Raw genomic sequence first — 25,419 nt, 5'->3', positions numbered from 1 at the left:
GGCGCGCCCCTCCCAAAACCCCTGCCCCCGGGCCGCGCCCCCCCCCGCGGCCCCCCCCCCCCCGCCCCCGCGCCCCGCGGCGCCGAGAGGGTCAGTCCTCGTCGGCGAGGATCAGGTAGAGCTTCTTGCGGGCCTCGTTGACCACGGTCAGCGCCTTGTCACGCTGCTCGGGCGTACCGGTCGCCCAGACCTGCCGGAAGGCGTCGACCAGGCCGGCGCCCGCCTTGCGGATCTCGTTCATGGCCTCCCAGTCGATGCCGCGCCCGGCCTCCTCCCAGGGGGCGTCGGGCCCCGCCTCGGCCTCGGCACGGCCGGCCTCGGTGAGCGTGAAGAGCTTCTTGCCGCCCTCCGACGCACTGCTGATCAGGCCCTCGTCCTCCAGCAGTTGCAGCGTCGGGTAGACCGAGCCGGGGCTCGGCTTCCACGCGCCGCCGCTGCGCTCGGCGATCTCCTGGATCATCTCGTAGCCGTGCATGGGCCGGTCGGCCAGCAGCGCCAGGATCGAGGCGCGCACGTCGCCGCGCCGCGCCCGGCCCCGCGGACCTCCCCTGCCGCCCCGCCCGCCATGCCACGGCCCGGGCCCCCAGGGCCCGCCGCCGAACGGCGGCCCGAACGGGCCGAACGCCGCGCGCCGCCCCTCCTCCTCGTGGTCGCCGCGGCCGTGATGGCCGGGCCCAAAGTGTCCATGTCCATGGGAACGCATGGTGACGCTCCTTCCATCATCGTACGGTCGCGATACCTCAACGATATATCGGTAACAGTCGCGAGGCAAGGCCCTCCCACCTGCGGCGCAGGTGTCCTGTCTCAGCGAAGATGCACCGGTCTCACCGAAGATTGACGACCGGCCTGTGCGTCTCATCGAAGTTTCACCAGATGGGGCCGACCAGTCGGGCCCTGAATGATGGCGGCAGCGCGCCGAGAGCGACTGGACGGTCAAGAGTGACCCCTGTGCAGGGCTCGCTAGGCTCACGGCATGTCTGACGATCTCGGTTTCACGTGCTCGTGCTGCGGCGAGCACCACGCAGAGCTCCCCATGAGCTACTCGACGATGGCCCCGGACGTGTGGGATCACAGCTTCGAGAGTGATCCGGACAGCATGCTGTCGTCCGACCAGTGCGTGATCAAGGGCCAGCACTTCTTCGTCAGGGGCCTGATCGAGATACCCGTGATCGGCAGCCAGGACGTGTTCTCCTGGGGCGTCTGGGTCTCACTGAGTAAGGACAACTTCGCCCGTGCCCTTGAGGTGTGGAACACGGAGGGCCGCGAGGCCGAGAAGCCGTATTTCGGCTGGCTCAGCACCGAGCTCGCGCTCTATCCCGAGAGCACGACCAACCTGAAGACGAACGCCCACACTCGACCGGTCGGCGAGCGGCCCTTCATCGAGCTGGAGCCCACCGACCACCCGCTCGCCGTCGAACAGCGCACCGGGATCACGCAGGACCGCGTGCGTGCGATCGCCACGGCGGTGCTCCACCCGGCCTGACTGGCCGCGTCGGCGAGCCCCGTCAGGGCGTTGCAGGCTTGCGGGCCAGGAGGCAGGCGTGCGGTCTGTTCACGCGTCCGCCGGGCTCCTGCTCCAGCCTCGCGGTGACGACGAGTCCGGCCTGCTCCAGCAGGCCGACCGTGCGGTCCAGGGGCAGGAGGTACGACTCGTAGGACACCGGACGGCCATAGCCGTGGGTCGGCTGCAGCCGCTCATTGCCGACATAGTCTCCCCAGAGCAGGTAGCCGCCGGGCGCGAGCGTGCGGTGGAACTCGGCGAACACATCCGGCAGCCACTGCGGGGGCGTGTGATGGGTGGAGTACCAGGCCAGGATGCCGCCGAGCTCGTCGTCCCTCATCTCCAGCGCGGTCATCGAGCCCTCGGTGAACCGCAGGTCCGGATAGGCGTGCCGGGCCAGCCCGATCATCTTCGGCGACAGATCGACGCCGAAGACGGGCACCCCCAGCCCGGCCAGGTGCGCCGTCACGCGGCCGGGGCCGCATCCCAGGTCCGCGACCGGCCCCGGACCGGCCGTCCGCACCAGTTCGGCAAACCCCGCCAGCATCGCGCGCGACAGCGGGTCCATCTCGGCCGGAGGCGGGACGCGCTCGACGTAATCGGCGGCGACCGTGTCGTACGACTCGCGGACGGTGGTCAGAAAGGAGGGCTCGGCCATGCGGGCGACCCTAGACCGGGCAACTGACGGACCATGGCGCGCCCTTCGGCTGACCTGCGCGGCCTCCACCGCTGCCGGCACCCAGCCCTCACACCACGCCGGTGATCGTTTGCGGTCACGGCGCTACATCACAGTTCCGCCTACTGCGACCGCCCGCATGGTCGCCGCGGAGTTCGCCCGGTTCCTGGGACTGCCGGCCCGTCCCCGGTCGAACATCGCCGACATCATCGAGGCCGCGGCTGTGACCCTGGGTGGCCGCACATCTCGGTTGATCTGGACCCTGGCATATGAATACTGGCTGTCGTCCCAGTTGATCTGGTCTGCCTCCGGCGTCTCGACTTGGACCAGTGGAAGGGCCTGCGAGAATGACCATGCACGATGACCAAGTGGACGTGACCACCGAAACCGTCGCGACCTTGGTCCAGGAACAGTTCCCTCAGTGGACCGGCAAGGCGATCCGACTCCTGTCGTCGACCGGGACGGTCAACGCCATCTTCCGCATCGGGAACGACCTCTCTGCGCGTTTCCCTCTGCGTCTGGCCGATGCCGCCCAGGCGCTGGCGGTTCTGGAACAGGAAGCCCGGGCGAGCGCGGAGCTGGCGCAGGTGTCCCGGTTCCCCGCCCCGGAACCCGTCGCCGTGGGACAGCCTGGAGCGGGTTATCCCATGCCGTGGTCGGTCCAGACATGGCTGCCGGGAACGGTGGCCTTTGATGCCGACCCGAGTGGGTCGGACGCTTTTGCCGAGGACCTTGCGGCCTTCATCGCAGCCCTCCGGGAGGCCGAGACGCTGGGGCGGCTTTTCAGCGGCGAGGGCCGTGGCGGCGTTCTCGCCCACCACGACGATTGGATGGCGAAGTGCTTCGAGGAGAGCAAGGGGCTGCTCGACGTGCCCCGGCTGCGCCAAGCGTGGAGCCACTTCCGGGAGTTGCCACGCACGGGTGCCGACGTGATGAGCCACGGTGACTTGATTCCCGGCAATGTCCTGGTCGCGGGAGACCGGCTCGGCGGCGTACTCGACACCGGCGGCTTCGGCCCGGCCGACCCCGCGCTGGATCTGGTCAGTGCCTGGCACCTGTTGCAGCCGGGCCCGCGGGAAGTGCTCCGGCAGACACTGGCCTGCGACGATCTGGAGTGGGAGCGCGGCAAGGCATGGGCGTTCGAACAGGCGTTGGGTGTTGTCTGGTACTACGTCGAAAGCAATCCGGCGATGAGCAGAATGGGGCGCCGGACACTCGACCGCATTCTGGGGTCGATGGAGTGATGTCGTCACCCGGAAGCCCGGGATCCCGCTCAGGAACGTGCCGTTGAGGGCTCCGCGAGGTCGCTGAACCAGTGGAGCCCAGCCCGGTGTTCCCCGCCTCGGCCCCGGAGCGTCGGACGCCCTGCCTCCACGGGATGCAACGAGTGGCCCAGCGGGCCGGGTACGCCGCCGTCAAACCTCGTCGTCCTCGCCAGCCGCCGGGTCAGAAACTCACCACGGCTGCGGTCACCCTTCGGTGAGACCGGTCAGCGGCGTCGCACGCCCCATGCCGGTGCGCGCGGTTACGAGGCCAGAAGCGAGGTCGCAGTGAGCGGACTCCCGTAAGAGGACCGCTACGGCGCAGGTCGCTTCCTCGGGTGAGCACCGCGCACGGTGCAGTGGCCGAACCCGAAGGCCGGGGCGGATGTCACGTGCACAGGCGGATCAGCCATAATGCCCGCCGTGGAGCAGAGCAGAGGTTCGAACATCCCGCTCGTACAGGCCGCCGGCATCGATCCGGCACACGTCCCCGGCATCCTGGGGCCGGAACCGGATGGAGACGACAGGACCGAGGCCGCGGCCTCCGAGACCGACAGTGCGTCCGACGCCGCGGCTGACGTGACGACCGATGCCGGGCCGTCGCCCGCCGCGGCCGCGGAAGAGTCCGCCGCCGACACCGATGACGACGCCGAAGTTGACGACGCCGAAGTCACCGAAGGCTCCGGTGAGGGCCCGGTGTTCGAGGCGGCGGACCGCAGGGGGGCGATCCGGGTGGACCGGGACGGCCTCACTTTCCGGCTGGACGACATCGAGGCCGAGTTCAGTTGGACAGAGATCGGCGCGGTCGAGGTCGACGTCCCCAAGTGGGGGCATCGCTTCGGCGTCACGGTCTACCTGTCCCCGCGCCGCTGGTTCGAGACGTGGGTCGACGCGCCCAGCCGACACCGGCTGCGGGCCTGGAGCGATGAGTTCGACGCCGTCCTCGACGTCTACTTCGATGCCGACACCGAGAAGCACGACTCCGCGGAGTACTAGGGGTTGATTCCAGCCGTCGGTTGGGGCTGGTGTTGAGCGTGGTAGTGGGTCTCGTGCTCGTGGGGTGGAACGCTGCCGACGCAGTGTGGAGACGCTGGTCAGCGGTGGCGAGTGCGACGTTGGCCAGGCACCGTCAGGGGCGCCGGGGCGCCGGGCGTCGACGTTCTCGCCCGGGCCGTCGTGCGCTGCTTCGACGAGGTCGCGAAGGTCCACGGTGCCGACGGCTACCGGAACGCCTGGGGCAGAAAGTTCCCGCGGACCGAGCTGGAAGCCCTCCGGCGGCTGTGGCGCGAGCGCGCCTCGTCGACGGCACGATGACCAAGGGCCGCAACGGCAAAGGCGAGGAGCACCGCTCCTCGCCACTGTCAACGTATAGCGCATGGGGGGCCTTGCGGCAAGGCCCCCGTCGTGCCGCAGAATCACCGCCCTGAGTCAGAACCTGCGGGGATGGGTGTGTTGATGATCGACGTCATCGTCGTCGGCGGCGGGCCGACCGGCCTGATGCTGGCCGCCGAGCTGCGGCTGCAAGGTGTGCACGCGCTCGTGCTGGAGAAGGAGGCCGAGCCGAGCGTGCAGACCCGCTCGCGCGGGCTGCACGTACGCAGCGTGGAGGTGATGGACCAGCGCGGTCTGCTGGAGCGGTTCCTCGCGCACGGCGAGAAGTTCACGGTCGGCGGTTTCTTCGGCGGCCTCGGGAAGCGGTGGCCCGACGGACTGGACACCGCCCACTCGTACGTCCTCGCCATCCCGCAGCCGGTCACCGAGCGCCTGCTGGCCGAGCACGCCGGCGAGCTCGGCGTGGAGATCCGGCGTGGCTGCGAACTGGCCGGGCTGAGCCAGGACGACGACGGGGTGACCGCCGAGCTGGCCGACGGGACGCGGCTGCGCTCGCGCTACCTCGTCGGGTGCGACGGAGGACGCAGCACCGTGCGCAAGCTGCTCGGCGTCGGCTTCCCCGGCGAGCCCTCCCGGGTCGAGACGCTGCTGGGCGAGATGGAGGTGGCCGCGCCCCCGGAGGCGGTGGCCGCCGTGGTGGCCGAGGTCCGCAGGACGCAGGGGCGGTTCGGCGTCATCCCCGAGCCCAGCGGGCGGCACTGTCTCATCGTGCCCGCGGACGGGGTGGCCGAGGACCGTGCGGCGCCGGCCTTCGAGGAGTTCAAGGAGCGGCTGCGGGCGGTCGCCGGCACCGACTTCGGCGTGCACTCGCCGCGCTGGCTCTCCCGCTTCGGCGACGCCACCCGGCAGGCGGAGCGCTACCGGGTGGGCCGGGTGCTGCTCGCCGGCGACGCGGCGCACGTCCACCCGCCGACCGGCGGGCAGGGGCTGAACCTCGGCATCCAGGACGCGTTCAACCTCGGCTGGAAGCTCGCCGCCGCGGTGAACGGCTGGGCGCCGGAGGCGCTGCTGGACAGCTACCACGCCGAACGGCACCCGGTGGCCGCCGCCGTGCTGGACAACACCCGCGCGCAGATGCACCTGCTGTCCACCGAGCCGGGTCCGCAGGCCGTGCGCCGGCTGCTGGCGGAGCTGATGGACTTCGAGGAGGTGAACCGGCACCTGATCGAGAAGATCACCGCTATCGGGATCCGGTACGACTTCGGCGAGGGCCACGACCTGCTCGGCCGGCGGCTGCGGGACGTGGAGCTGAAGCGGGGGCGGCTGTACGACCTGACGCGCGCCGGCCGCGGCCTGCTGCTGGACCGGACGGGCGGGCTGTCGGTGGCCGGTTGGGAGGACCGGGTCGACCACGTCGTCGACGTCGCCGAGGAACTGGACGTCCCCGCGGTGCTGCTGCGGCCGGACGGCCACGTCGCCTGGGCCGGCGAGGACCAGCGGGAGCTGCTCGGCGTCCTCCCCCGGTGGTTCGGCGCCGCCGCCCACTGACCACCAGCGCGCCCGGCGCCCAACTGCCACGCGGCCACCGCACCGCCCGCCCCCACCCGGCACCCGGGGGCAGGTCACGCGGCCGCTGGGCTCCGCCCTGGGCCGGGTCAGGAGTCCGTCACCAGGGGGTATCACGTTCCGCCGACGCGGAGTTGCCGAAGGTGACGGCCCGGCCGGGTGGCGTCTGCGGTCCCCGGGCCCGAGACTGCGAGTACGACACACACACCCGATGCCGGACCCAGGACACACCCACAGCTTCCGGATCGCTCGCTCGGACGTTGGCCGAGGCGGTGTCGCCTCGGTGCTCAGCTCGACCGCACGTGGTCCCCACCTCTCATGGAGCCGCCATGGCGGACATCCCGGTCGACGTCCTGACCCCCGATCCCGACGAGTCCTCTGCCACCGACCGCGAACGGATCCTCGCCGAGGTGCTGGCGCCGGTCGTGCAGGCCGAGCACGTCCCGCTCGACGGCAACTTCTTCACCGACCTCGGCGCGGACTCCATGGTGATGGCCCGCTTCTGCGCGCGGCTCAGGAAGCGCCAGGACATGCCGTCCGTCTCGATCAAGGACGTCTACCGCCATCCGACCGTCAGGAGCCTGGCGGCGGCCCTCGCGGAAGCCCCGCCGCCGGCTGCCGGGCCGGCCGCCGCCTCCCCGGTGGCGGCGCCGTACGGACCGGGCACGCCGGGGAGCCGGTCCGGTACGCCGCGTTACGTGCTGTGCGCGACGCTGCAACTGCTGTTCTTCCTCGCCTACTCCTATGCCGCGGCGCTCGTCTTCGCGGGCGGCGTGGAGTGGATCGCGGACGGTTCGGGGCTGCTCGGCACCTATCTGCGGGCGGTCGTGTTCGGGGCCGTCGTCTTCCTCGGGGTGTGCGTGCTGCCCATCGCGGCCAAGTGGGTGCTCGTCGGCCGGTGGCGCCCACGGGAGATCCGCCTCTGGAGCCTGGCGTACGTCCGCTTCTGGTGCGCCAAGACGCTCATCCGGGCGAACCCGCTGGCACTGTTCGCCGGGTCCCCGCTCTACTCCCTCTACCTGCGGGCGCTCGGCGCGAAGGTCGGACGCCGCGTCACGATCCTCAGCCGTCACGTACCGGTCTGCACCGACCTGCTCACCGTCGGCGACGGCACGGTGATCCGCAAGGACGTCTTCCTCAACTGCTACCGGGCGCAGTCCGGGGTGATCCGCACCGGGACGGTCACCCTCGGCAGGGACGTGCTGATCGGCGAGGCGACGGTGCTCGACATCGGGACCGCCATGGGCGACGGCACCCAGCTCGGGCACGCCTCCTCGCTGCACGCCGGCCAGGCCGTGCCCGACGGCGAACGCTGGCACGGGTCACCGGCCCAGCCGGCCGAGGTGGACCACCGCTGCTCCGCCGGCCCCGTCCGCTGCGGCGCCGTCCGCAGGGCCGCCTACTCGGCGACCCAGGTGCTGACGGCCCTGATCGTGTACGTCCCCCTGGCCGTCGGCGGCGCCGTCCTGGTGGTCGCCGCGGTCCCGCAGTTCGAGGCGCTGCTGCGACCCGGGCCCACGGCGCTGACGAGCTGGACGTTCTACGCCGACGCCCTGGCCGCGTCCGCGATCTTCTTCTTCGGCGCCGTCGTCGTCGGGGCCCTGCTGTCCGTGAGCGTCCCGCGCGTGCTGGGCCTCCTCGTCCGGCCGGACACGGACTACCCCCTGTTCGGCTTCCGTTACGGGGTGCACCGGGCCGTCGGCTTCCTCACCAACCGGCGCTTCCACAAGGTCCTGTTCGGCGACAGCTCGGCGATCGTCCCCTACCTGAGCCGCCTCGGCTACGACCTGGGCGACGCCGAGCAGACCGGCTCCAACTTCGGCCTCACGGTGCGGCAGGACACCCCCGGTCTCACCAGCGTCGGCAGGGGGACGATGATCGCCGACGGGCTGTCGGTCATCAACACCGACTACACCGGCACGTCCTTCCGGACGTCACGGGTGACGATCGGCCCGCACAACTTCCTGGGCAACCACATCGCCTTCCCCGCCCGCGGCAGGACCGGTGACAACTGCCTCCTGGCCACGAAGGTGATGGTCCCGCTCGACGGGGAGGTCCGCGAAGGCGTGGGGCTGCTCGGCTCGCCCAGCTTCGAGATCCCCCGGTCCGTCCTGCGGGACAGCAGGTTCGACCACCTCAAGGACGGCGCGACCTTCCGGCGCCGCCTGGCGGCGAAGAACAAGCACAACGCCGCCACCATGGCCCTGCACCTGATGTCGCGGTGGCTGTTCTTCTTCTCGGTCGCGCTGGTGGTGTCGGTCGCCGCGGACCTGTACGCCACGCTCGGCCCGGCGGTGATCGCGCTCGCCAACGTCCTCACGGTGCTGTTCGCCGTCGCCGACATGATGCTGACCGAGCGCGCCACCGCGGGCCCGGGCGGTCTGCGGCCGCTGTACTGCTCGATCTACGAGCGTCCCTTCTGGCGGCACGAGCGCTACTGGAAGATCACCAACCCGACCGAGGCGATCGCGGTCCTCAACGGCACGCCCTTCAAGACCGTCGTCTGGCGGCTGCTCGGCGTCCGGATCGGCAGCCGGGTCTTCGACGACGGCTGCTACGTGCCGGAACGGTCCCTCGTCGCCATCGGCGACGAATGCGTCCTCAACGAGGGCACCCGGATCCAGTGCCACTCGCAGGAGGACGGCACCTTCAAGTCCGACCGCACCACGCTGGGCAGCCGTTGCACCGTCGGCGTGGGCGCCCTCGTCCACTACGGCGTCACGATGGGCGACGGGGCGGTCCTCGCGCCCGACTCCTTCCTGATGAAGGGCGAGGAGGTCCCGGAGCGGGCCCACTGGGGCGGCAACCCGGCCCGGGAGATGCGCGGCACCGTGGCCGGCGCTCCCGGCTGAAACCGCCCCGCGGGAACGCTCGCGCCCCCGCTCGTCTCCACAGTCCTGTAGTTTCCTCAGGGTCGTCACCACGGGCGCCCCGCGCCCCGTCCCATCGGAGGGAACCGGCACGATGTTCGGCCTCAGCGAACTCGCCCTGCTGCTCATCGTGGTCATCGTCCTGATCGGCATCAGGAAGCTCCCCGGCCTCGTTCGCTCCGCCGGGAAGGCCACCCGCATCCTCAAGAGCGAGGCCGCGGCCATGAAGGCGGACGACGACCCGTCCGCCGACGGACCCGCCCCGCGCGTCATCCGGGCGTCCCCCGGGGACGTGACCCGCAGGACCGACGAGGTGGACGGCACCGGGCGCTGAGCCTCCACCGGCCGTCGAGCGCGCGGTCGCGGACGCCTGCTTGACGGCCGTGCGAACATCGCCTTGTACGGACCGCCGGGTGAGGGGCAGGGGGAGCCGTGACCGGGTTCGAGATCGCGCTGGTCATCCTCGCGGGCGGTTATGTCACCGGAGGTGCCTACGACCGGCTGAGGAAGGCCGCGACCGAGCGGCGCAAGGCCCGGCAGCAGGAGCTGAACGGGCCGCAGCCGGTGTGCGGTTGCGGGCACCACCTCGCCTACCACGACGCGCGAGAGGGCCTGTGCTACGCCTCCGTCCCGGCACCGTCCGGCCGCAAGGACGAGTCCGGCGACAAGGACGAGGACGAGGCCCGGCGGTGTCCGTGCCGGCGGTACGCCGGCCCGGAACCGCTGGCGACCCTGTACGCGCCGGAGATCGCCGCGCCGCCCGCGGAACGTCCCCGGCCCGACGCCGCCGGGTAGCGGCTCAGGCCGCCTCCTCGACCGCCGTGGCCGGCCCGACGAGCTCCTCGAGGACGTCCTCCATCGTGACGTAGCCGAGCAGCGTGCCGTCGTCCCCGGTGACCGCGGCGAGGTGGGTGCCCGCGGCCCGCAGGGCGGTGAGCGTGTCGTCCAGCGGGGTGGTGGGGCGGAGCCGGATGACGGGGTGGAAGGCGCTCCGGGGGTAGGGACGGTCGCGCTCGGCGGCGCCGAGGGTGTCCTTGATGTGGAGGTAGCCCAGGACGCCGCCGTCGGCGCCGGTGACCGGCAGGCGGGAGTAGCCGGACGCGGCGGCGGTCCGCTCCAGCTCGTCCGGGGTGACCCGCTCACCGACGGTGACCATGCGGCCGGCCGGTACGAGGATCTCGCCCACCGGACGGCTGCCGAGTTCCAGGGCGTCGCGCAGGCGCTCCCCGCCCGTGCCGTCGAGCAGGCCGGCGGCGCTGGAGTCCTGGACCAGGCGGGCCAGTTCGTCGTCGGTGAAGACGGCCGCGACCTCGTTCTTCGGCTCGACGCGCAGCAGCCGCAGCAGGGCGTTGGCAAAGGCGTTGATACCGAAGACCACCGGGCGCAGCGCGCGGGTGACGGCCACCAGCGGCGGGCCGAGCAGCAGCGCGGCGCGCTCGGGTGCGGCGAGCGCGATGTTCTTGGGCACCATCTCGCCGACCAGCATGTGCAGGTAGGTGGCGGCGGTCAGGGCGATCACGAACGAGATCGGGTGCACCAGCGCGTGCGGGACGTGCGCGGCCTCGAAGGCCGGCTCCAGCAGGTGCGCGATGGCGGGCTCCGCGACCGCGCCCAGCACCAGCGAGGAGACGGTGATGCCCAGCTGCGCGGTGGCCAGCAGGGCGGACAGGTGTTCCAGACCCCACAGCACGGTGCGGGCGCGGTTGTCGCCTCCTTGCGCGCGCGGCTCGATCTGGCTGCGCCGTACGGAGATCAGGGCGAATTCGCCGCCCACGAAGAAGGCGTTCGTCAGCAGCGTGAGGGCGCCGACGGCGAGCTGCAGCGCGGTCATCGGGCGTCCTCCGGGATGCGTGCGACGCGGACCCGCTCCGCGACGTGGTGGTCGACGCTGAGCACGGTGAAGCGCCAGCCGTCGACCTCGGCGGCATCGCCCCGGGCGGGGATCCTGCCGAGGGTGGCGGCCAGCAGCCCGGCGACGGTCTCGTACGGGCCCTCGGACGCGGTGAGGCCGATGCCGGCGAGCTGGTCCATGCGGACGTTGCCGTCCGCCTCCCAGGACCCGTCGCCGGCGGGGGCGAGGTCGGGCCGCTGCTGGGGATCGTGCTCGTCGCGGACGTCGCCGACGACCTCCTCCACGACGTCCTCGACGGTGACGACACCGGCCGTGCCGCCGTACTCGTCGATGACGACGGCCATGGTGCGGCGGCTGCGCATCCGGTCCAGCAGCCGGTTCACGGGCAGGCTGTCGGGCACGAGCAGCGGCGCGGTGGCCAGCGCGCTCACGGGTGTGGTGGCGCGTTCCGCGGCCGGAAGGGCCAGGACGTCACGGATGTGGACGGTGCCGATGACCTCGTCGAGGCCGTCCCTGTACACGGGGAAGCGGGACAGCCCGGTGGACAGCGACAGGGCGGCGGCGTCGGCGGCGCTCGCGTGGGCCTCCAGGGCCCGTACGTCCACGCGCGGGGTCATGACGTTCTCCGCGGTCAGTTCGCTCAGGTGGAGCGTGCGGACGAAGAGCTCGGCGGAGTCGGGCTCCAGGACGCCCACGGCGGCGGAGTGGCGGGCCAGGGCCCGCAGCTCGTCCGGTGTGCGGGCGGAGGCCAATTCCTCGGCCGGTTCCAGGCCGAACCGGCGCACCAGACGGTTCGCGGCGTCGTTGAGGTGGTTGATCAGCGGCGAGAAGGCCGCGGTGAAGCCGCGTTGCGGCCCGGCCACCACCTTGGCGACGGCCAGCGGGCTGGAGATCGCCCAGTTCTTGGGCACCAGCTCGCCGATCACCATCAGCACCACGGTCGAGACGACGACACCCAGGACGGTCGCCGTCATGGACGCGGCGCCCTCGGGCAGGCCGGCGGCCTCGATGGGGCCGCTCAGCAGCACCGCAAGGGACGGTTCGGCGAGCATGCCGATGACCAGCGAGGTCACCGTGATGCCCAGCTGCGCGCCGGACAGCTGCAGCGTCAGCCGCCGCACGGCCTTGAGGGCGCCGTCCGCGCCGCGCTCACCGGCGGCCGCGGAACGTTCCAGCTCACCGCGCTCCACCGTGGTCAGGGAGAACTCCGCCGCGACGAACACCGCACAGGTCAGGGTCAGCAGCAGGGCCAGCAGGAGGAGCAGCACTTCGGTCACCGTGTCACCCCCGTTCCCACGCCTCGGCGGGCCTCTCGGGGTATGACACGGTCGGTACTCGGGGGATGGTCCATCGCGGGAACCGCGGCTCCTTCTCCGTGCTCGGTACGACGGGTTTCCCCCATGGTAAAGGAAGCGCAAAAGTCACGGTCGGCGGACGGGCCCCTGGTCACTGGCCGCCCCCACCCCTCACGACCGGCCGGAGACCGCTCGGCCATCAGGGCGTCTTGGGAACTTCTTTACCTGACGCGGTAGTTCTGCGGGTGGCCCGCAGGGTGCCGACGGCCGGCGGCACGGCCCGATCCACCGCGGGCCGCATCCCGCCCGTCTCCGGCCACTGCCACCGTACGACCTCATGTCGCGCACCTCTCCCGAGCGGCGCCGCCGCCGGGCCGCCGCCCCGACCATCCGTGGAGTCACCCCCCGATGTCCTGGTTCGAAGCCGCCGTCCTCGGCTTGCTGCAGGGGCTCACCGAGTTCCTGCCCGTGTCCTCCAGCGCGCACCTGCGCGTGTTCTCCGCCCTGGCCGGCTGGAAGGACCCGGGGTCCGCCTTCACGGCCGTGACGCAGCTGGGCACCGAGACGGCCGTGCTGATCCACTTCCGCCGCGACATCGTCTCGATCGTCAAGGCCTGGACGACGTCGCTCTTCGTGCCCGACCGGCGCAAGGACCCGAACGCCCGCATGGGGTGGTTCGTCATCATCGGGACGATCCCCATCGCGGTCCTCGGTGCGGTGTTCCAGCACAGCATCGAGACGTCACTGCGCGATCTGCGGATCACCGGCACCGTGCTGATCCTCTTCGGGCTGGTCCTCGCCGTGGCCGACCGCAGCCGGGCGATCCGCAACGCCAAGCCCATCACCGAGCTGACGCTCCCCCACGCCCTCGGCTACGGCTTCGCCCAGTCCCTCGCCCTCATCCCCGGCGTCTCCCGCTCCGGCGGCACCATCAGCGCGGGGCTCTTCCTCGGCTACAGCCGTGAGGCGGCGGCCCGTTACTCGTTCCTGCTGGCCATCCCCGCGGTGCTCGCGTCCGGCACCCTGGAGCTGTTCAAGATCGGCGACGGCGCCGCCCCCGCCTGGGGACCGACGCTGCTCGCCACCGGGATCGCCTTCGTCGTGGGCTACGCGGCCATCGCCTGGTTCCTCAAGTACGTCTCCACGCACAGCTTCACGCCGTTCGTGATCTACCGCGTGCTCCTCGGCGTACTGATCATCGCACTGGTCGCCGCCGGGGCGGTCGCACCGGGCGCGGGAGACGTGGGCTGACCGGCCTCCCGGTCCCCGCCCCGGTCCCCGGCTCAGTCCTCGTCGTCCGAGTCGCCGTGGCCCTGGTCGCCGTGGCCCTGGTCGCCGTGGCCGGCGGACGGCGTGCCGGCGCCGGGCGCGGGCCCGGTCCCCTGGGTCGGCGTCGCGCTCGGACCGGTGGTGGGGGTCTTCGCGGAGCTGCTCTCCGGCGAGAACAGGAGCATGCCGAGGAGCACCGCCACCGCGAAGGCCACCACCCCGGCGATGGCGCTCGCGACGCGGGGCCGGTAGCGGATGAACTCGCCGGGGCTGCGCCGCTGCGCCGGAGCCGCCCGCCGCCTCGACGCCGGCGCCGACCGCGCGGAGCGTGCCGCCGTCGGCCGCACCCGCGCTGCGGCACCGGCCTCGTGTCCCGCGACGTTCGGGGCGCCGTGCGACGGCACGGTGGCGGGCAGGGACACCGGGTGCGCGCGCCAGGCGTCGGTGCGGAACCAGTCGGCCACGTCCTGGGCCGTCGGCCGGTCCTCCGGTTGCTTGGCGAGGAGCCCGAGCAGGTACCCCTCGAAGGCGGCGGGCAGGTCGGCGCCCAGCTGGGAGGGCGGCACGGGCGCGCTGTCGATGTGCTGGTAGAGCAGGGCCGTGGCGCTGTCGCCCTGGAACGGCGTACGGCCCGTCAGCAGCTGGTACAGGACGCACCCGAGGGCGTAGACGTCGGAGGCCGGCCCCGCGGTCCGGCCCAGTGCCCGTTCGGGGGCGAGGTAGAGGCTGGTGCCGACGATCTGTCCGGTCATGGTGAGCGCGGCGGCCGGATCGTCGACGAACCGGGCGATCCCGAAGTCACCGATCTTGAGCGATCCGGCGGCGTCGAGCATCAGGTTGCCGGGCTTGATGTCGCGGTGGACGATGCCCTGCTGGTGGGCGGCCGCCAGACCCGCGGCCGCCTGCGCGGCGACGACCGCGACGTGTTCGGCGCCGAGCACGTGCCCTGCCTCCAGCAGCTGGCTCAGGCTGTCGCCCTCGACCAGTTCCATGACGAGGAAGAACCGCCCGTCCCAGGAACCGAAGTCGAAGACCGCCACGACGTGCGGGTGACCCAGGCGCGCCGCCGTCTGCGCCTCCAGCCGGAACCGCGCGGCCGCCGAGGCGTCGGAACCGTCGCCCAGCAGGAGCTTCACGGCGACGGGACGTCCCAGCACCTCGTCGGTCGCCCGCCACACCTCGCCCATGCCACCGCGGCCGATGGGCGCGTCCAAGCGATACCGATCCGCCACCAGCACGTCGTACGACCTCGATCCCGCGAGCCAAACCAGACCTTGCTTAAGGTACTTCACCCGGGCACCCGCGGTGACCTGCGGCCGCAACCGCCGGGGGACTCACACCTCGCCGAGGAACCCCGGGTCCGCCGGGCCGGTCCGGCGGGCGAAGTCGGCCGCGAATGCGAGGACTTGGCTCATCGCAACCGCCTGCCGGGTGGTCGCCGCGAGATCGGCGTGGGCCTCCTGCGACCACAGGAACGGGTACACCGCGATCCCCTGCGAGGGGGTGAGGGCGGCGGCCTCCTCGCGCCAGCCCGGCCAGCGCAGCCCGTCGTAGAACGTCTCCAGCCGCCCCGAGAGCAGCCAGGTGACCCAACCGGAGTAGCCCGTCTCCATCGCCTCCCAGGCGAGGTTGTCGGGCGCGAAGTAGGTCATCTGGCCCGGCGCTCCCGGGCGGCCGGCGGCCGCGGGAGCGTGGCCGTTCAGCGCGAAGACCCCGCCCACCGCGTCGTGGCCGACGACGAGACCGGTGCCGGGATGCCAGGCCGGGTCGAGGACCGCGGGGAAGCGGTTGACCTGCCCCAGGCTCGGCAGGCCGCCGCCGGCGGCCGGGCCGCCGCCGAACACCCGCACCCACCCGTCGTCCAGCAGCACCCCGCCGGTGTTCAGCACCAGGGCACCCAGCGCCGACCGCGCGGTGACCTGCAACTGCAGCAGGCACCGGCTCCCTTCGTCACGATCGCCGGGCAGCACCCGGGCGGCCACGGGGCCACCGGCGAGCATGGCCGCCAGCTCCGGCCACGCCGGAGTGTCCACGTCGGTCAATTCGTCGATCTGCCGCACCCGGGGATGATCGCAGCCCGATGCGCGCCCGCCGGAGGCGGGGTGGGCGCCGCGGAACCTCAGGTCCACCTCGGGCCGGTTGGGCGTCAGGCCCCCCGCACGGCGGTGTCCGGGTCCGGTCAGGGGGCGGCTTCCGGCCCATCGGGAGGAGGAAAGGTGAACACGGTCCTCGCATGGCGGCGCCCGCTCGGAGGCGTCCTCCTCCTCGCCGCCGTCGTCACGGCGGTGCACGGCTTCGGCACCTCGCAGGCCGGTGGCGCGGCCGGAACGGTCGTGGTCACCGTCGTCCTGGCGGGCTCCGGTGCCCGCCTCGTCCGTACCGCGGCCCCCGGCCGGCGCTGAGCCGGACCGGCGCCCCGGCTCAGTGCCGGTCGTCCCAGGCCGCGTTGTGCAGGAAGTAGGTGTCGTACCGTTCCTGCACCTCCAGCAGGCTCTCCGGGGTGACCTCGCCCAGGGCGATGCGCTGCAAGTGGCGGAAGTACTCGAAGCGTTCGACGCCCGGGGTGATGACGATGAGCATGTCGGCGTCGCACCCGGGCGCCGCGGCGAAGGCGTGCGGGCGGCCGGGCGGGACGACGACCAGGTCGCCGGCTCCGGCGGTGACGACCTCGTCCCCGGACAGGAACCGGGCCTCGCCGTCGAGCATGTAGAACATCTCGGCCGACCGGTCGTGCCGGTGCGGGCGGGCGCCGTCGGCGCCCCCGGTCAGGGTCACGCGCTGGGTGGAGAGCGCGCCTCCCGTCGCGCTGCTGTCGGCCAGCAGCCGGACGGTGGTGGGGGCGCGGCCGATGACCTCGGCCTCGGTGGAGCGGACGATCACGGAGGCGTCGAAGTCGGGCACGATCAATGACATGGCGAACTCCTGGTCCGGGTGGTGACGGGTCTTCGGGAACTGCCGGGTCAGACGGCGAAGAGCAGGGCGGCGCTGACGAGGACGACGACCGCGGTGGCGAAGTGGATGCCGAAGGCCACCGCCTTGGTGCCTCCGTGCCGCAGGACTATCAAGGTGTCGCCGAGCGGGGCGAGCGCCACGACCAGCATGAACCAGGCCTCGACGCGGGCACCGGCGAAGGCGAGCAGGGCCAGGCCCATCACCCCGAAGGTGGCGTCCCGCAGGCCCTTGACGGTGAGGTAGGCGGCGGCCCCGTCCCCTTCGGCGGGCACGCCGTAGGCGGCGGCCGCGGGACGGGGCTGGAGCAGGAATCGGGCTCCGATGAAGAGCACCAGGAGGTCGAGCACGACGGCCAGGGTGTACGCGGTGGTGGTCACGTCCACATCTCCTTGCTAGCAGCGCTAGGGACAAGAGCGAAGCTAGCAGAGCATCGACAGGAGGTCTAGCGGTGCTAGAATTTCTGCCATGACGATCCGGACGCGCCGGGAGCGCGAGCGAGCCGAGCGCGAGCAGCTGATCATCACGGCCGCGCGGGAACTGGCCGAGGCCGAGGGCTGGGACTCCGTCACCACGCGGCGGCTGGCCGCCGAGATCGAGTACAGCCAGCCCGTCCTGTACAGCCACTTCAAGGGCAAGGACGCGATCATGGCCGCCGTCGCGGTGCAGGGGTTCGCGGAACTGGCCGCCGAACTGCGGGAGGCGCGCACCGCGGTGGCGGGCCCGCGGGAGACCCTCGCCGCGGTGGGCGAGGCGTACACGGCGTTCGCGCGGCGGCGGCCGGCCCTCTACGACGCGATGTTCACGCACCGCGTCGGCCTGCCGTTCGCCACGCCCGAGGCCCCGGCGGCCCTGCGCGAGGCGTTCGGCGAACTGCTGCGGGCCGTGGAGCCGGTCGCGGGCGCCGGCGACGCGCCGGACCTCCTCACCGAGACCTACTGGGCGTCCCTGCACGGCCTGGTCACCCTCATGCGCAGCGGCCGACTGCCGGAGGGGGCGCACGAGCGCCGCCTCGCCCTGCTGAACGGGCGCTTCACGAACGGCGGTTGACGCACGGCAGCGGCGGCGCACGCCGCACCCCCGCCGCCCGGCCCCCCTCAGGGGACGAGGACGGTGAGCGAGGTGGCGGTGACGGCGAACCCCAGCTGCTCGTACAGCCGGCGAGCGGGATTGCCGTCGCTCACCGCCAGGGCGATCCTCGGGAGACCGCCTTCCGCCGCGTCCGCCAGCGCCCGGCGCAGCAGCCGGGATCCGAGGCCGGCGTGGCGGGGATCCGGCTGCCGGAAGACCGTCGCGACCCACGGGAGCCCGTCCCGGTCCGTCACCACGGCCCCCGCGACGACGTGGCCGTCCCCGTCGACGGCCAGGGTGCTGCACGGCAGGACCGGCCCGAGCACGGCGCCCGACAGCACCGGGGCCAACTGGGCGTCGAGGGCCTCCTCGTCACTTCCCTGATGGTGGTCGGGATGACCCGGCGCGAAGGCGGCACGCCACGCGGGGAACAGCTCGTGTGCCTCGCGGTCGCAGGGTACGGCGCGCAGTCCGTCCGGCAGGGGCGCCGCGGCCCACTCGCGCGGCGGGGGGTCGGCGACGAGGTCGCGCTCCATGGTGTGCGCGTGCCGCAGGACCCGGGCACCGTGCCGGACGAGCCGCTCCCCGAGTTCGACGGAACCCGACACGGCCCACCCCGGCATGCCCGCGAGCACGGCCGGTACGGGGTCCGGCCCCACCGCCTCCGCGAGGTCGGCCCAGGGCCGCCCGTCCCGGACCCCCTCGACGTACGTCAGCTCCGGCAGTCCCCCCGGGCCGCGCAGGACCAGGCGCTCTTCCTCGTGCACGGTCAACTCAGTACCCGCCCACCGGCATCGGCATCGCTCTCATGCGGCCCATGCTGCGGGCCGCCCGCCGGTGCGGGCAACCGATTTCCGGCCGGGGGACGCCGTGCCGCACCGGCGCGCCGGACCCTCAGGCCCGCGGGGCCGGGTAGGTCGGGTACTCGACCTCGGACACGTGCTGCACGACACGGATGACCTGGCACGAGTAGCCGAACTCGTTGTCGTACCAGAGGTAGAGGATGGCGTTGTCGCCGTCGACCTTGGTGGCGCCGGCGTCGACGATCGAGGCGTGCCGCGAGCCGATGAAGTCGCTGGAGACGGCGTCGGGGGCGGTGATGAAGTCGATCTGGCGCTTGAGCGGCGAGTTCAGCGACACCTCGCGGAGGTGGTCGAGGACCTCCTCGCGGGTGGTCTCCCGGGCGAGCTGCAGGCTGAGGATCGCGATCGAGACGTCCGGCACCGGTACGCGGATGGAACTGCCGGTGATCCTGGCCTTGAGGTCGGGCAGCGCCTTGGCGACGGCCGAGGCGGCACCGGTCTCGGTGATGACCATGTTGAGCGGCGCCGAACGGCCGCGGCGGTCGGAGCTGTGGTAGTTGTCCAGCAGGTTCTGGTCGTTGGTGAACGAGTGGACCGTCTCGACGTGGCCGCGCAGGACGCCGTACTCGTCCGCCATCGCCTTCAGCGGCGGCACGATCGCATTGGTGGTGCAGGAGGCGCAGGACAGGATCCGCTCGTCCGGCTTGATCATGTCGTGGTTGACGCCGTGGACGACGTTGGGGACGTCGCCCTTGCCCGGCGCGGTCAGGACGACCTTGTCGACGCCGGGACGCAGGTGCTGCGAAAGGCCTTCGCGGTCACGCCACTTGCCGGTGTTGTCGATGAGGATGGCGTCCTTGATGCCGTACGCGGTGTAGTCCAGCGACGTCGGGTCGTCGGCGTGGATCACCCTGATGGCGTTGCCGTTGGCGACGATCGTGCTGTTCGCCTCGTCGACGGTGATCGTGCCCTGGAACTGGCCGTGGATGGAGTCGCGGCGCAGCAGCGAGGCGCGCTTGACGAGGTCTTCGCCGGCCCGGCCGGCCCCCTTGCGGACGACGATGGCACGCAGCCGCAGGCCGTTGCCGGAACCGGCCTTCTCGATCAGCAGCCGGGCGAGGAGGCGGCCGATGCGGCCGAAGCCGTAGAGGACGACGTCGCGCGGCTCACGGCGCTCGATCTTGTTGGCACCCGTGGCGCCCGCGACGGCCCCCGCGGTGAACTCCGCCACCGACAACCCGCGGTCGTCGGCCCGGTACGTCGCGGCGAGCATGCCGAGGTCGATCTGGGACGGGCCGAGGTCGAGCGTGGTGAGTGCGTGCAGGAACGGCAGCGTCTCGGTGACCGAGAGCTCCTCGCCGGCGATCTGCCGGACGAAGCGGTGGGCCTTGAGGATGCTGATCACCGACTTGTTCACCAAGGAGCGGCTGTGCAGCAGGACGGTCACGTCCCGCTCCCTGTGCAGCTTCCCGATGATCGGAATCATCGATTCCGCGATCTCCTCGCGGTGCTTCCAGTCGGTGAACGAGTCCTCGTTGACAGTCAAAGGCTTATCTTTCGAGCTAGGCGGTGCTCATATGTTAACCACACCGCCATCTCGCTCTTGCCGCGGGTCCCACCGGGTGACGTCAGGAGACGGCGACGACCCCCACCGCCGCCGAGCCGGTCTCCGCGCGCAGGAGGACGTCGAAGAGGTACCGGTCACCGTCGCGCGGCGCCACGACCGTCCGCGCCCCGGTCGGCAGCGCCCGGGACACGGCCTCGTGCCGCTCCCCCGGCGCCGACCCGCTGACCGCCACGAGCCGCACCGAGGTGCTGCCGATGTTCTCGAACGTCACGGAACGGGTCCTGGGACAGGGGCCGTCGTGCTCACCGGTGCAGTGGAAGCGGACGTCGCCGAGGTCCACCAGCCCGCACGAGACGTCGGTGGCGAAGGCGAAGTGCGAGGAGCAGACGGCCCCCACCCGCAGGTCCTCCGCGGGCGCCTCGGCGGCCGTGCCACCGGGGCGGGGCGCGTCCGCGCAGGAGACGGCGGACACACCGAGTGCGGCGGTGGCGAGTGCTGCGGGCAGGAGTGCTTTGCGCACCTGTGGCTCCAGAAGTGGTGCAGTCGGTGAGTCCCGCTCACCGGGGTGCCGGCCCGCGCCGGACCGGCGCGGGCGAAGGGCGGGAAAGGGCAGGGCACGGGTCCCGGACGCGGGTGGGGCCCGGAAGCCGTGGCTCACGGGCCCCACCCTCAGCGCGTCGTACGGGCGTCGGCGACCGGCTCAGCGGTCGTTGTGCGCGGGACGCTCCGTGGCGATGACGTCGCCCGCGTACACCAGGGCGACCCGGTGGTTGTACTGGATGGTGTACATCTTCTTGGCGCCGAAGACGACCTTGCCGTCAGCCTTGAAGTAGTCGTCGGTCAGGGCGGGCGGCGCGGTCGCGACGTACGCCTGGCCGGACGGGATGGTGTACATGCTCAGCGGGGCCTGGGTGGAGGCGCCGTACCCGGCCGGGTACTCCGCGGCGTCCGGGTAGCTGGAGCCGTACACCTTGCCGGGCGGCGTGGCGGGCGTCACACCGGCCTTGACGATGGTGTAACCGCCGCGCGCCGGGACGGTGTTGGCGCCGTACGGGTTGTGGAACCACACCTTCGCGCCGCTGAACCAGATCGCGGTCCAGGGGCCCTCCTTGCCGGCGACGACGAACTGCTGGCCGGCCTGCACGGTGTTGCCCCAGTCGTTGATCCGGTCGGTGCCGGCGGCACCGGGGTGGATCGCCGGGTCCCCGAAGAGGGGCGCGGTGCTGCTGGGGGCGGTGCGCACGAACAGGGTGTTCGACGCCTGCGTCACCTTGGTGCACTCGGGGGTGGCACCGGTCGGGTCGTCGGACGGGCAGATCTGGGCGGTCTGCTGGTTCCGCTCGAAGCCGGGGGCGATGGTCACCACCGAGCCGATGTCACCGACGCCGTGCCTGCCCGTGACGGGCGCGCCGAGCAGGGCCATGAAGTGCTCCCAGTCCCAGGCGGTGCCCGGGTCCCAGTGCATGCCGGAGACCGACCCGGAGTTCGGGCCGGCAACGTTGTCATGGCCCACGATGTGCTGCCGGTCGAGCGGGATGCCGAAGCGCCCGGCCAGGTACTTCACCAGCTCCGCCGTGGCCTCGTACTGCGCCTCGGTGTACCAGTCGGCACCGTGCGCGGCGAAACCCTCGTGCTCGATGCCGACGGAGTGCATGTTGGCGGAGTAGTTGCCCGCGTGGAAGGCGATGTCCTTCGTGGCCATCATCTGCGTCACCGCCCCGTCCGACGACCGCATCACGTAGTGCGAGGCGGTCGTGCTGCCAGGGGCCTGGAAGGTGGCGATGGCGGACTCGTACGAGCCCTCGGTGTCGTGGATGACGATGGTGTCGATCCGGATCCCGTTGGCGGGCCGGTTGGACACCTGGCCGTTGGTCGACGCCGCCGGCACGAAGGTGCAGTCCACGGTGGTGGGGCACTCGACGTCGGCGGTCGCCGCGGCCTTCAGGTGCAGCTTCGCCAGCTGGGCCTTGGCGGGCTCGACCCGCGGCATGGCGGCGAGGCGGACCCGCTGGCCGTCCTTGGTGGTACGGCCGGCGCCCTTGGCCAGGGTGGCGAAGACACGGTCGGCGAACGCCTGGGCGCCCTGCCGCTGCGCGGCCTGGCTGTAACGGGCCACGGCCCCGTACCAGTCGCCGGGTTCGGCGGATGCGGTTCCGGCCGTGGCCTTCTGGTACGACGCGAGGAGCGCCGCGCCACCGCGGATGTTGGCCGCCGGGTCGTTCCTCAGCTCCCGCGCGGAAAGACCGGTGAGCTTCGCCGCCGCCTGGAGGGTGTGCATGGCCGGGTCGGCGACGAAGGACGCGAGGTCGCTGCGGCCGGCCGCGCCGGCGTCCCCACCGGCCACCATCTCCGCCGTCACGTCGGTGAGGTGCATCGGACCGTAGCCACCGCTCGCGCTGTGCGCGCCCGCGTGCCCGTCCCACGCCGACTCCTGGTACGCCACGGCCAGCAGCACCTGCTCCGGAACGTGGTACTCGTCGGCCGCCGCGGCGAAGTCGCGCTGCCGCGCGGTGTCCGCCGGCGCGGCACCGGTGGCCTGCGCCGTCAGCGGCACGGCCACCGAGCCCGCGATCACCAGCGCGCCGACCGCGGCCAGCAGGCCGGGCCTGCGCCGCCTGGCGTGCCGGCGTATGGATGTTTCTGATGTCATGAACGATCCCAAATCTTGAACGTATGAGGCCAATTCCCCTGGCCGGACGTCGATGTGACGTGCCATCTGCCCCTGGAAGGCTCGCGGATTCTACTCACGCCGAATCCCCGGAAAATGAGGCACCGTCACTATCGAGCCACCGCCGCGCGGTTCGCCGGCGGCGGGCCGGATCCTCCGGGCGGCGAGCGGCAACGGCGCGGGGGTCCATCAGCCGAATTCCCGGCATCCGCCGCAACTCCCGCACCCGCGAGGGGGAACCGGGCGGCGGAGAGGCGCGGGGACCGCATCGGCGGACGAACTCGGCCCGTGCATCGCAGTCGCACGACCTCCCGGTGCGTCACCGCCCCGACGGTGGAAGCTCACGAAGATCCCTCTTCTTGTCCGGACGGGCGTGCACGCGAGAGCCTCAGACCCCAGGCCAATAGCTTGCTGCGTCAAGGAGTAGACCAGGAAAGTGCTGCACCATGCAAGTAACTGCGACGCATAACGGTGCCGACCGGATGATTCGCGACACCGAGTCTCGGCATGCGGTCCTGGACGCCTCCATTCGTCACCGCCTTGACAGGTGACTTTTTTCTGTGCGAAAGTCATCACCACTTCAATAGGTGATCAGATCGGTCATCGCGTCCCCGGAACCGAGGAGAGGCCGCGTGAGCCAGGCTGTGGAATACGACTACGTCGTGGTGGGCGCGGGAACGGCCGGCAGTGTGCCGGCTTCGCGCCTGTCCGAGGACGGCGGCGCCCGCGTCCTCCTGCTGGAGGCGGGCGGCCCCCACGTGCCGGAGGCGATGCCGGTTCCCCCCGCGTGGCCGCGGTTGCCGGGCACGTCGTCCGACTGGGGCGACCGCACGACCGAGCAGGCCTCCACCGGCACGTCCGTGGCGCTCGCCCGGGGCAGGGGGCTCGGCGGGTCGTCGGCGATCAACGCCATGGTCTTCACCCGCGGGCACCGCAGTGCCTATGACGCGATCGGCCGGGCCAGGGCGCTCGACGGCTGGCGCGGCGAGGAGGTGCTGCCCGGCGTGGACGTCGACGACGACGCGGCGGTCGCCGCCTACCTCCGCAGGGGCCTGGCCTCCTACTTCCACCCGGTCGGCACGTGCAGGCTCGGCACCGGCGAGGGCGCCGTGGTCGACGAGGAGCTCAAGGTCCGCGGCATCGACGGGCTGCGCGTCGCCGACGCCTCGGTGATGCCGTCGATCGTCTCGGGGAACACCAACGCGACGGTCTACGCCATCGCCGGGCGGGCCGCCGAGCTCGTCTCCCGGAAGGGTGCGTGGTGACCGTGGCCGACCAGGAGAACCGGCCGGAGCGCGGGACCCCTGTGGCGCGTCGCACCATGCTCGGCATGCTCGGCGCCGGGGTCGCCGGCGTCGCCGCCGCACCCTGGCTGCAGCGCGGCTGGGAGAACTTCCTCGGCGCGGCCTCGCAGGCCGACCCCACCGGGCTCACCGGGGTGCTCCCGAACCCGGGCGGCTTCCGCTACTACAGCGTCGTCGGCTCGGTTCCCCGCAAGGACGAGCGGACCTACCGGCTGAAGGTCAACGGTCTCGTCGACCGTCCGCGGACGTACACCCTCGACGACCTCCGCGCGCTCCCGCAGCGGCGGATCGTGCGCGACGTGCAGTGCACCGACGGCTGGCGGGTGGCGGACACCCCCTTCGAGGGCGTGCCGCTGTCGGACCTGCTGGACGCGGCAGGGGTGCGTCCCGAGGGCAAGGCGATCCACTTCACGTGCTTCGACGGCGTCTACACCGAGAGCCTGACCCTCACCCAGGCGCGCCGCCCCGACATGCTGGTCGCCCTGAAGATGCAGGACAAGCCCGTCAGCCACGAGCACGGCGGCCCCGTCCGGCTCTACGCCGCGCCGATGTACTTCTACAAGTCGGCCAAGTGGCTGTCCGGAATCACCGTGACCGACGAGGTCATCCCCGGCTACTGGGAGGAGTACGGCTATGACGTCGACGGCTGGCTCGACGGCGCCGACAGGCGTGGCGACGCGCAGGCCGCCTGAACGCCCCGGGCGCGTAAGGCGGTTCACCAGGGCCGAGCGCTGGGTGCACCGCGGCACCGGTCTGCTGATGCTGGTGTGCCTGGCGACCGCGGCCTGCCTCTACCTGGGACCGCTGGCCCAGCTCGTCGGCCGCCGCCACCTGCTCGCGACGGTCCACGAATGGTCGGGGATCCTGCTGCCGCTGCCCTTCCTGCTCGGACTCGCCTCCCCCGCCTTCCGCGCGGACCTGCGCAGGCTCAACCGCTTCGCCCCGTACGACAAGCGCTGGCTGCGGGCCGCGCGCCGGCGGCTGACCTCGCCGGACATGCGTCCCGCCGGCAAGTTCAACGCCGGCCAGAAGCTCTACGCGGGCTGGCTCGCCGGGGTCGTGCTGGTCATGACGGCCACCGGGCTGCTGATGTGGTTCACCGGCCTGCTGCCGGCGGTCTCCCGCACCAGCGCGATCTTCGTGCACGACCTCCTGGCCTGGGCCATCGCCCTGGTGCTGATCGGGCACATCCGCAAGGCTTTCCAGGACCCCGAGGCGCGGCTGGGGATGCGCACCGGGTACGTCTCCCTGGGCTGGGCGCGGCGATGGCACGCCCACTGGCTGGACGAGGACCGCCCGGCGGCCAAGGACACACCGGAGCGCTGAACGTCGCGCCGCCGCACCTACGCAAGCGCCCGGGTGGCCGGGCCCCCATCTCCGGGGCCCCGCCACCCCGGCGTACCCGCCGGTCACGCCCTCCGTGCGGCGGCGGGC

The 25,419-nt window shown here is 72.2% G+C and carries 26 protein-coding genes and 1 pseudogene; 15 read left to right on the top strand and 12 right to left on the bottom strand.

What is annotated here, in order from left to right:
* Nucleotides 1-91: 91 nt before the first annotated feature.
* Nucleotides 92-703 carry a PadR family transcriptional regulator gene (locus ACFV3E_RS12685; RefSeq protein ID WP_500534692.1) on the bottom strand — a complete coding sequence of 204 codons (612 nt, stop codon included), beginning with the start codon at nt 701-703 and terminating at the stop codon, nt 92-94.
* A gap of 330 nt (nt 704-1,033) precedes the next feature.
* On the opposite strand from ACFV3E_RS12685, the gene ACFV3E_RS12680 reads away from it, so the two are divergent.
* Nucleotides 1,034-1,483, top strand: coding sequence for a DUF2199 domain-containing protein (locus tag ACFV3E_RS12680; protein ID WP_500534855.1), 450 nt, complete (start codon nt 1,034-1,036; stop codon nt 1,481-1,483).
* Between the two features lie 22 nt (nt 1,484-1,505).
* Here ACFV3E_RS12680 and ACFV3E_RS12675 read toward each other — a convergent pair whose 3' ends face one another.
* Nucleotides 1,506-2,159 (bottom strand): class I SAM-dependent methyltransferase, encoded by a 654-nt coding sequence (locus ACFV3E_RS12675; RefSeq protein WP_500534691.1) that lies wholly within the window; start codon nt 2,157-2,159, stop codon nt 1,506-1,508.
* A gap of 124 nt (nt 2,160-2,283) precedes the next feature.
* On the opposite strand from ACFV3E_RS12675, the pseudogene ACFV3E_RS12670 reads away from it, so the two are divergent.
* The 8 genes and pseudogenes from ACFV3E_RS12670 to ACFV3E_RS12635 form a co-directional block, all read left to right on the top strand.
* Nucleotides 2,284-2,394 (top strand): annotated as a pseudogene (locus ACFV3E_RS12670) (ATP/GTP-binding protein); the annotation flags it as partial.
* A gap of 130 nt (nt 2,395-2,524) precedes the next feature.
* The gene (locus tag ACFV3E_RS12665; RefSeq protein WP_500534690.1) at nt 2,525-3,421 is read left to right on the top strand and encodes an aminoglycoside phosphotransferase family protein; all 897 of its coding nucleotides are present in this window, start codon (nt 2,525-2,527) and stop codon (nt 3,419-3,421) included.
* A 441-nt stretch (nt 3,422-3,862) separates the two neighbouring features.
* Nucleotides 3,863-4,435 (top strand): hypothetical protein, encoded by a 573-nt coding sequence (locus ACFV3E_RS12660; RefSeq protein ID WP_500534689.1) that lies wholly within the window; start codon nt 3,863-3,865, stop codon nt 4,433-4,435.
* Between the two features lie 111 nt (nt 4,436-4,546).
* Nucleotides 4,547-4,753 (top strand): hypothetical protein, encoded by a 207-nt coding sequence (locus ACFV3E_RS12655; protein ID WP_500534688.1) that lies wholly within the window; start codon nt 4,547-4,549, stop codon nt 4,751-4,753.
* 141 nt (nt 4,754-4,894) lie between these two features.
* On the top strand, nt 4,895-6,319 hold the full coding sequence (rox, locus tag ACFV3E_RS12650; RefSeq protein WP_500534854.1) for a rifampin monooxygenase: 1,425 nt from the start codon (nt 4,895-4,897) through the stop codon (nt 6,317-6,319).
* 347 nt (nt 6,320-6,666) lie between these two features.
* Nucleotides 6,667-9,189 (top strand): Pls/PosA family non-ribosomal peptide synthetase, encoded by a 2,523-nt coding sequence (locus ACFV3E_RS12645; RefSeq protein ID WP_500534687.1) that lies wholly within the window; start codon nt 6,667-6,669, stop codon nt 9,187-9,189.
* Between the two features lie 112 nt (nt 9,190-9,301).
* Nucleotides 9,302-9,541 (top strand): twin-arginine translocase TatA/TatE family subunit, encoded by a 240-nt coding sequence (locus ACFV3E_RS12640; RefSeq protein WP_500534686.1) that lies wholly within the window; start codon nt 9,302-9,304, stop codon nt 9,539-9,541.
* Nucleotides 9,542-9,639: 98 nt separating this feature from the next.
* Nucleotides 9,640-10,002, top strand: coding sequence for a hypothetical protein (locus tag ACFV3E_RS12635; RefSeq protein WP_500534685.1), 363 nt, complete (start codon nt 9,640-9,642; stop codon nt 10,000-10,002).
* 4 nt (nt 10,003-10,006) lie between these two features.
* Here ACFV3E_RS12635 and ACFV3E_RS12630 read toward each other — a convergent pair whose 3' ends face one another.
* The gene (locus tag ACFV3E_RS12630) at nt 10,007-11,038 is read right to left on the bottom strand and encodes a hemolysin family protein (RefSeq protein ID WP_500534684.1); all 1,032 of its coding nucleotides are present in this window, start codon (nt 11,036-11,038) and stop codon (nt 10,007-10,009) included.
* Nucleotides 11,035-12,336: a hemolysin family protein gene (locus tag ACFV3E_RS12625; RefSeq protein WP_500534683.1), complete on the bottom strand. Its 1,302-nt coding sequence runs from the start codon at nt 12,334-12,336 to the stop codon at nt 11,035-11,037. Before ACFV3E_RS12625 ends, ACFV3E_RS12630 begins: the two co-directional genes overlap by 4 nt.
* Before the next feature lie 426 nt (nt 12,337-12,762).
* Between ACFV3E_RS12625 and ACFV3E_RS12620 the strand changes: the two genes are divergently transcribed.
* The gene (locus ACFV3E_RS12620; protein WP_500534682.1) at nt 12,763-13,605 is read left to right on the top strand and encodes an undecaprenyl-diphosphate phosphatase; all 843 of its coding nucleotides are present in this window, start codon (nt 12,763-12,765) and stop codon (nt 13,603-13,605) included.
* A gap of 32 nt (nt 13,606-13,637) precedes the next feature.
* On the opposite strand, the gene ACFV3E_RS12615 is transcribed toward ACFV3E_RS12620, so the two are convergent.
* A complete protein-coding gene (locus ACFV3E_RS12615) occupies nt 13,638-14,861 on the bottom strand; it encodes a serine/threonine-protein kinase (RefSeq protein WP_500534681.1) in 1,224 nt (407 codons plus the stop codon).
* Between the two features lie 96 nt (nt 14,862-14,957).
* Complete coding sequence (locus ACFV3E_RS12610) at nt 14,958-15,683, bottom strand: DUF2625 family protein (RefSeq protein ID WP_500534680.1); 726 nt, start codon at nt 15,681-15,683, stop codon at nt 14,958-14,960.
* 156 nt (nt 15,684-15,839) lie between these two features.
* Here ACFV3E_RS12610 and ACFV3E_RS12605 point away from each other — a divergent pair, with 156 nt between their 5' ends.
* Nucleotides 15,840-16,025 carry a hypothetical protein gene (locus tag ACFV3E_RS12605; protein WP_500534679.1) on the top strand — a complete coding sequence of 62 codons (186 nt, stop codon included), beginning with the start codon at nt 15,840-15,842 and terminating at the stop codon, nt 16,023-16,025.
* A gap of 19 nt (nt 16,026-16,044) precedes the next feature.
* Here the strand turns inward: ACFV3E_RS12605 and ACFV3E_RS12600 are convergent, their stop codons facing one another.
* Nucleotides 16,045-16,536 carry a cupin domain-containing protein gene (locus ACFV3E_RS12600; protein ID WP_500370805.1) on the bottom strand — a complete coding sequence of 164 codons (492 nt, stop codon included), beginning with the start codon at nt 16,534-16,536 and terminating at the stop codon, nt 16,045-16,047.
* Nucleotides 16,537-16,583: 47 nt separating this feature from the next.
* The gene (locus ACFV3E_RS12595) at nt 16,584-16,952 is read right to left on the bottom strand and encodes a DUF4267 domain-containing protein (protein WP_500534678.1); all 369 of its coding nucleotides are present in this window, start codon (nt 16,950-16,952) and stop codon (nt 16,584-16,586) included.
* Nucleotides 16,953-17,040: 88 nt separating this feature from the next.
* On the opposite strand from ACFV3E_RS12595, the gene ACFV3E_RS12590 reads away from it, so the two are divergent.
* Nucleotides 17,041-17,622, top strand: coding sequence for a TetR/AcrR family transcriptional regulator (locus tag ACFV3E_RS12590; RefSeq protein ID WP_500534677.1), 582 nt, complete (start codon nt 17,041-17,043; stop codon nt 17,620-17,622).
* A 47-nt stretch (nt 17,623-17,669) separates the two neighbouring features.
* On the opposite strand, the gene ACFV3E_RS12585 is transcribed toward ACFV3E_RS12590, so the two are convergent.
* The 4 genes from ACFV3E_RS12585 to ACFV3E_RS12570 all read right to left on the bottom strand — a co-directional run bounded on the left by ACFV3E_RS12585 (nt 17,670) and on the right by ACFV3E_RS12570 (nt 22,663).
* On the bottom strand, nt 17,670-18,410 hold the full coding sequence (locus tag ACFV3E_RS12585; RefSeq protein WP_500534676.1) for a GNAT family N-acetyltransferase: 741 nt from the start codon (nt 18,408-18,410) through the stop codon (nt 17,670-17,672).
* 127 nt (nt 18,411-18,537) lie between these two features.
* Entirely contained in the window at nt 18,538-19,992 is a 1,455-nt protein-coding gene (locus tag ACFV3E_RS12580; RefSeq protein ID WP_500534675.1) for a glyceraldehyde-3-phosphate dehydrogenase, read from the bottom strand.
* Between the two features lie 82 nt (nt 19,993-20,074).
* Nucleotides 20,075-20,533, bottom strand: coding sequence for a hypothetical protein (locus tag ACFV3E_RS12575; protein WP_500370800.1), 459 nt, complete (start codon nt 20,531-20,533; stop codon nt 20,075-20,077).
* A 180-nt stretch (nt 20,534-20,713) separates the two neighbouring features.
* Nucleotides 20,714-22,663: an N-acetylmuramoyl-L-alanine amidase gene (locus ACFV3E_RS12570; protein ID WP_500534674.1), complete on the bottom strand. Its 1,950-nt coding sequence runs from the start codon at nt 22,661-22,663 to the stop codon at nt 20,714-20,716.
* 650 nt (nt 22,664-23,313) lie between these two features.
* On the opposite strand from ACFV3E_RS12570, the gene ACFV3E_RS12565 reads away from it, so the two are divergent.
* Genes ACFV3E_RS12565 through ACFV3E_RS12555 form a run of 3 tightly spaced genes read left to right on the top strand, consistent with a single transcriptional unit; the run spans nt 23,314 to nt 25,311 of the window.
* On the top strand, nt 23,314-23,946 hold the full coding sequence (locus ACFV3E_RS12565; RefSeq protein ID WP_500534673.1) for a GMC oxidoreductase: 633 nt from the start codon (nt 23,314-23,316) through the stop codon (nt 23,944-23,946).
* A 56-nt stretch (nt 23,947-24,002) separates the two neighbouring features.
* A complete protein-coding gene (locus ACFV3E_RS12560; RefSeq protein ID WP_500534853.1) occupies nt 24,003-24,677 on the top strand; it encodes a molybdopterin-dependent oxidoreductase in 675 nt (224 codons plus the stop codon).
* Entirely contained in the window at nt 24,619-25,311 is a 693-nt protein-coding gene (locus ACFV3E_RS12555; protein WP_500534672.1) for a cytochrome b/b6 domain-containing protein, read from the top strand. The genes ACFV3E_RS12560 and ACFV3E_RS12555 overlap by 59 nt, the downstream gene beginning before the upstream one ends.
* The last annotated feature ends 108 nt before the right edge of the window (nt 25,312-25,419 follow it).

It is taken from the genome of Streptomyces sp. NPDC059718, assembly GCF_042733315.1.
Taxonomy (GTDB): domain Bacteria; phylum Actinomycetota; class Actinomycetes; order Streptomycetales; family Streptomycetaceae; genus Actinacidiphila.
Note: the sequence above shows the minus strand (reverse complement) of the source record. Positions and strands in the feature narration are given on the sequence as shown.

Excerpts from the sequence above, each read along its gene's own strand:
- ACFV3E_RS12685 (WP_500534692.1), bottom strand. The coding sequence starts at position 703 with ATGCGTTCCCATGGACATGGACACTTTGGGCCCGGCCATCACGGCCGC.
- ACFV3E_RS12680 (WP_500534855.1), top strand. The coding sequence starts at position 1,034 with ATGAGCTACTCGACGATGGCCCCGGACGTGTGGGATCACAGCTTCGAG.
- ACFV3E_RS12675 (WP_500534691.1), bottom strand. The coding sequence starts at position 2,159 with ATGGCCGAGCCCTCCTTTCTGACCACCGTCCGCGAGTCGTACGACACG.
- ACFV3E_RS12665 (WP_500534690.1), top strand. The coding sequence starts at position 2,525 with ATGACCATGCACGATGACCAAGTGGACGTGACCACCGAAACCGTCGCG.
- rox (WP_500534854.1), top strand. The coding sequence starts at position 4,895 with ATGATCGACGTCATCGTCGTCGGCGGCGGGCCGACCGGCCTGATGCTG.
- ACFV3E_RS12645 (WP_500534687.1), top strand. The coding sequence starts at position 6,667 with ATGGCGGACATCCCGGTCGACGTCCTGACCCCCGATCCCGACGAGTCC.
- ACFV3E_RS12640 (WP_500534686.1), top strand. The coding sequence starts at position 9,302 with ATGTTCGGCCTCAGCGAACTCGCCCTGCTGCTCATCGTGGTCATCGTC.
- ACFV3E_RS12630 (WP_500534684.1), bottom strand. The coding sequence starts at position 11,038 with ATGACCGCGCTGCAGCTCGCCGTCGGCGCCCTCACGCTGCTGACGAAC.
- ACFV3E_RS12620 (WP_500534682.1), top strand. The coding sequence starts at position 12,763 with ATGTCCTGGTTCGAAGCCGCCGTCCTCGGCTTGCTGCAGGGGCTCACC.
- ACFV3E_RS12600 (WP_500370805.1), bottom strand. The coding sequence starts at position 16,536 with ATGTCATTGATCGTGCCCGACTTCGACGCCTCCGTGATCGTCCGCTCC.
- ACFV3E_RS12590 (WP_500534677.1), top strand. The coding sequence starts at position 17,041 with ATGACGATCCGGACGCGCCGGGAGCGCGAGCGAGCCGAGCGCGAGCAG.
- ACFV3E_RS12570 (WP_500534674.1), bottom strand. The coding sequence starts at position 22,663 with ATGACATCAGAAACATCCATACGCCGGCACGCCAGGCGGCGCAGGCCC.
- ACFV3E_RS12560 (WP_500534853.1), top strand. The coding sequence starts at position 24,003 with ATGCTCGGCATGCTCGGCGCCGGGGTCGCCGGCGTCGCCGCCGCACCC.
- ACFV3E_RS12555 (WP_500534672.1), top strand. The coding sequence starts at position 24,619 with ATGACGTCGACGGCTGGCTCGACGGCGCCGACAGGCGTGGCGACGCGC.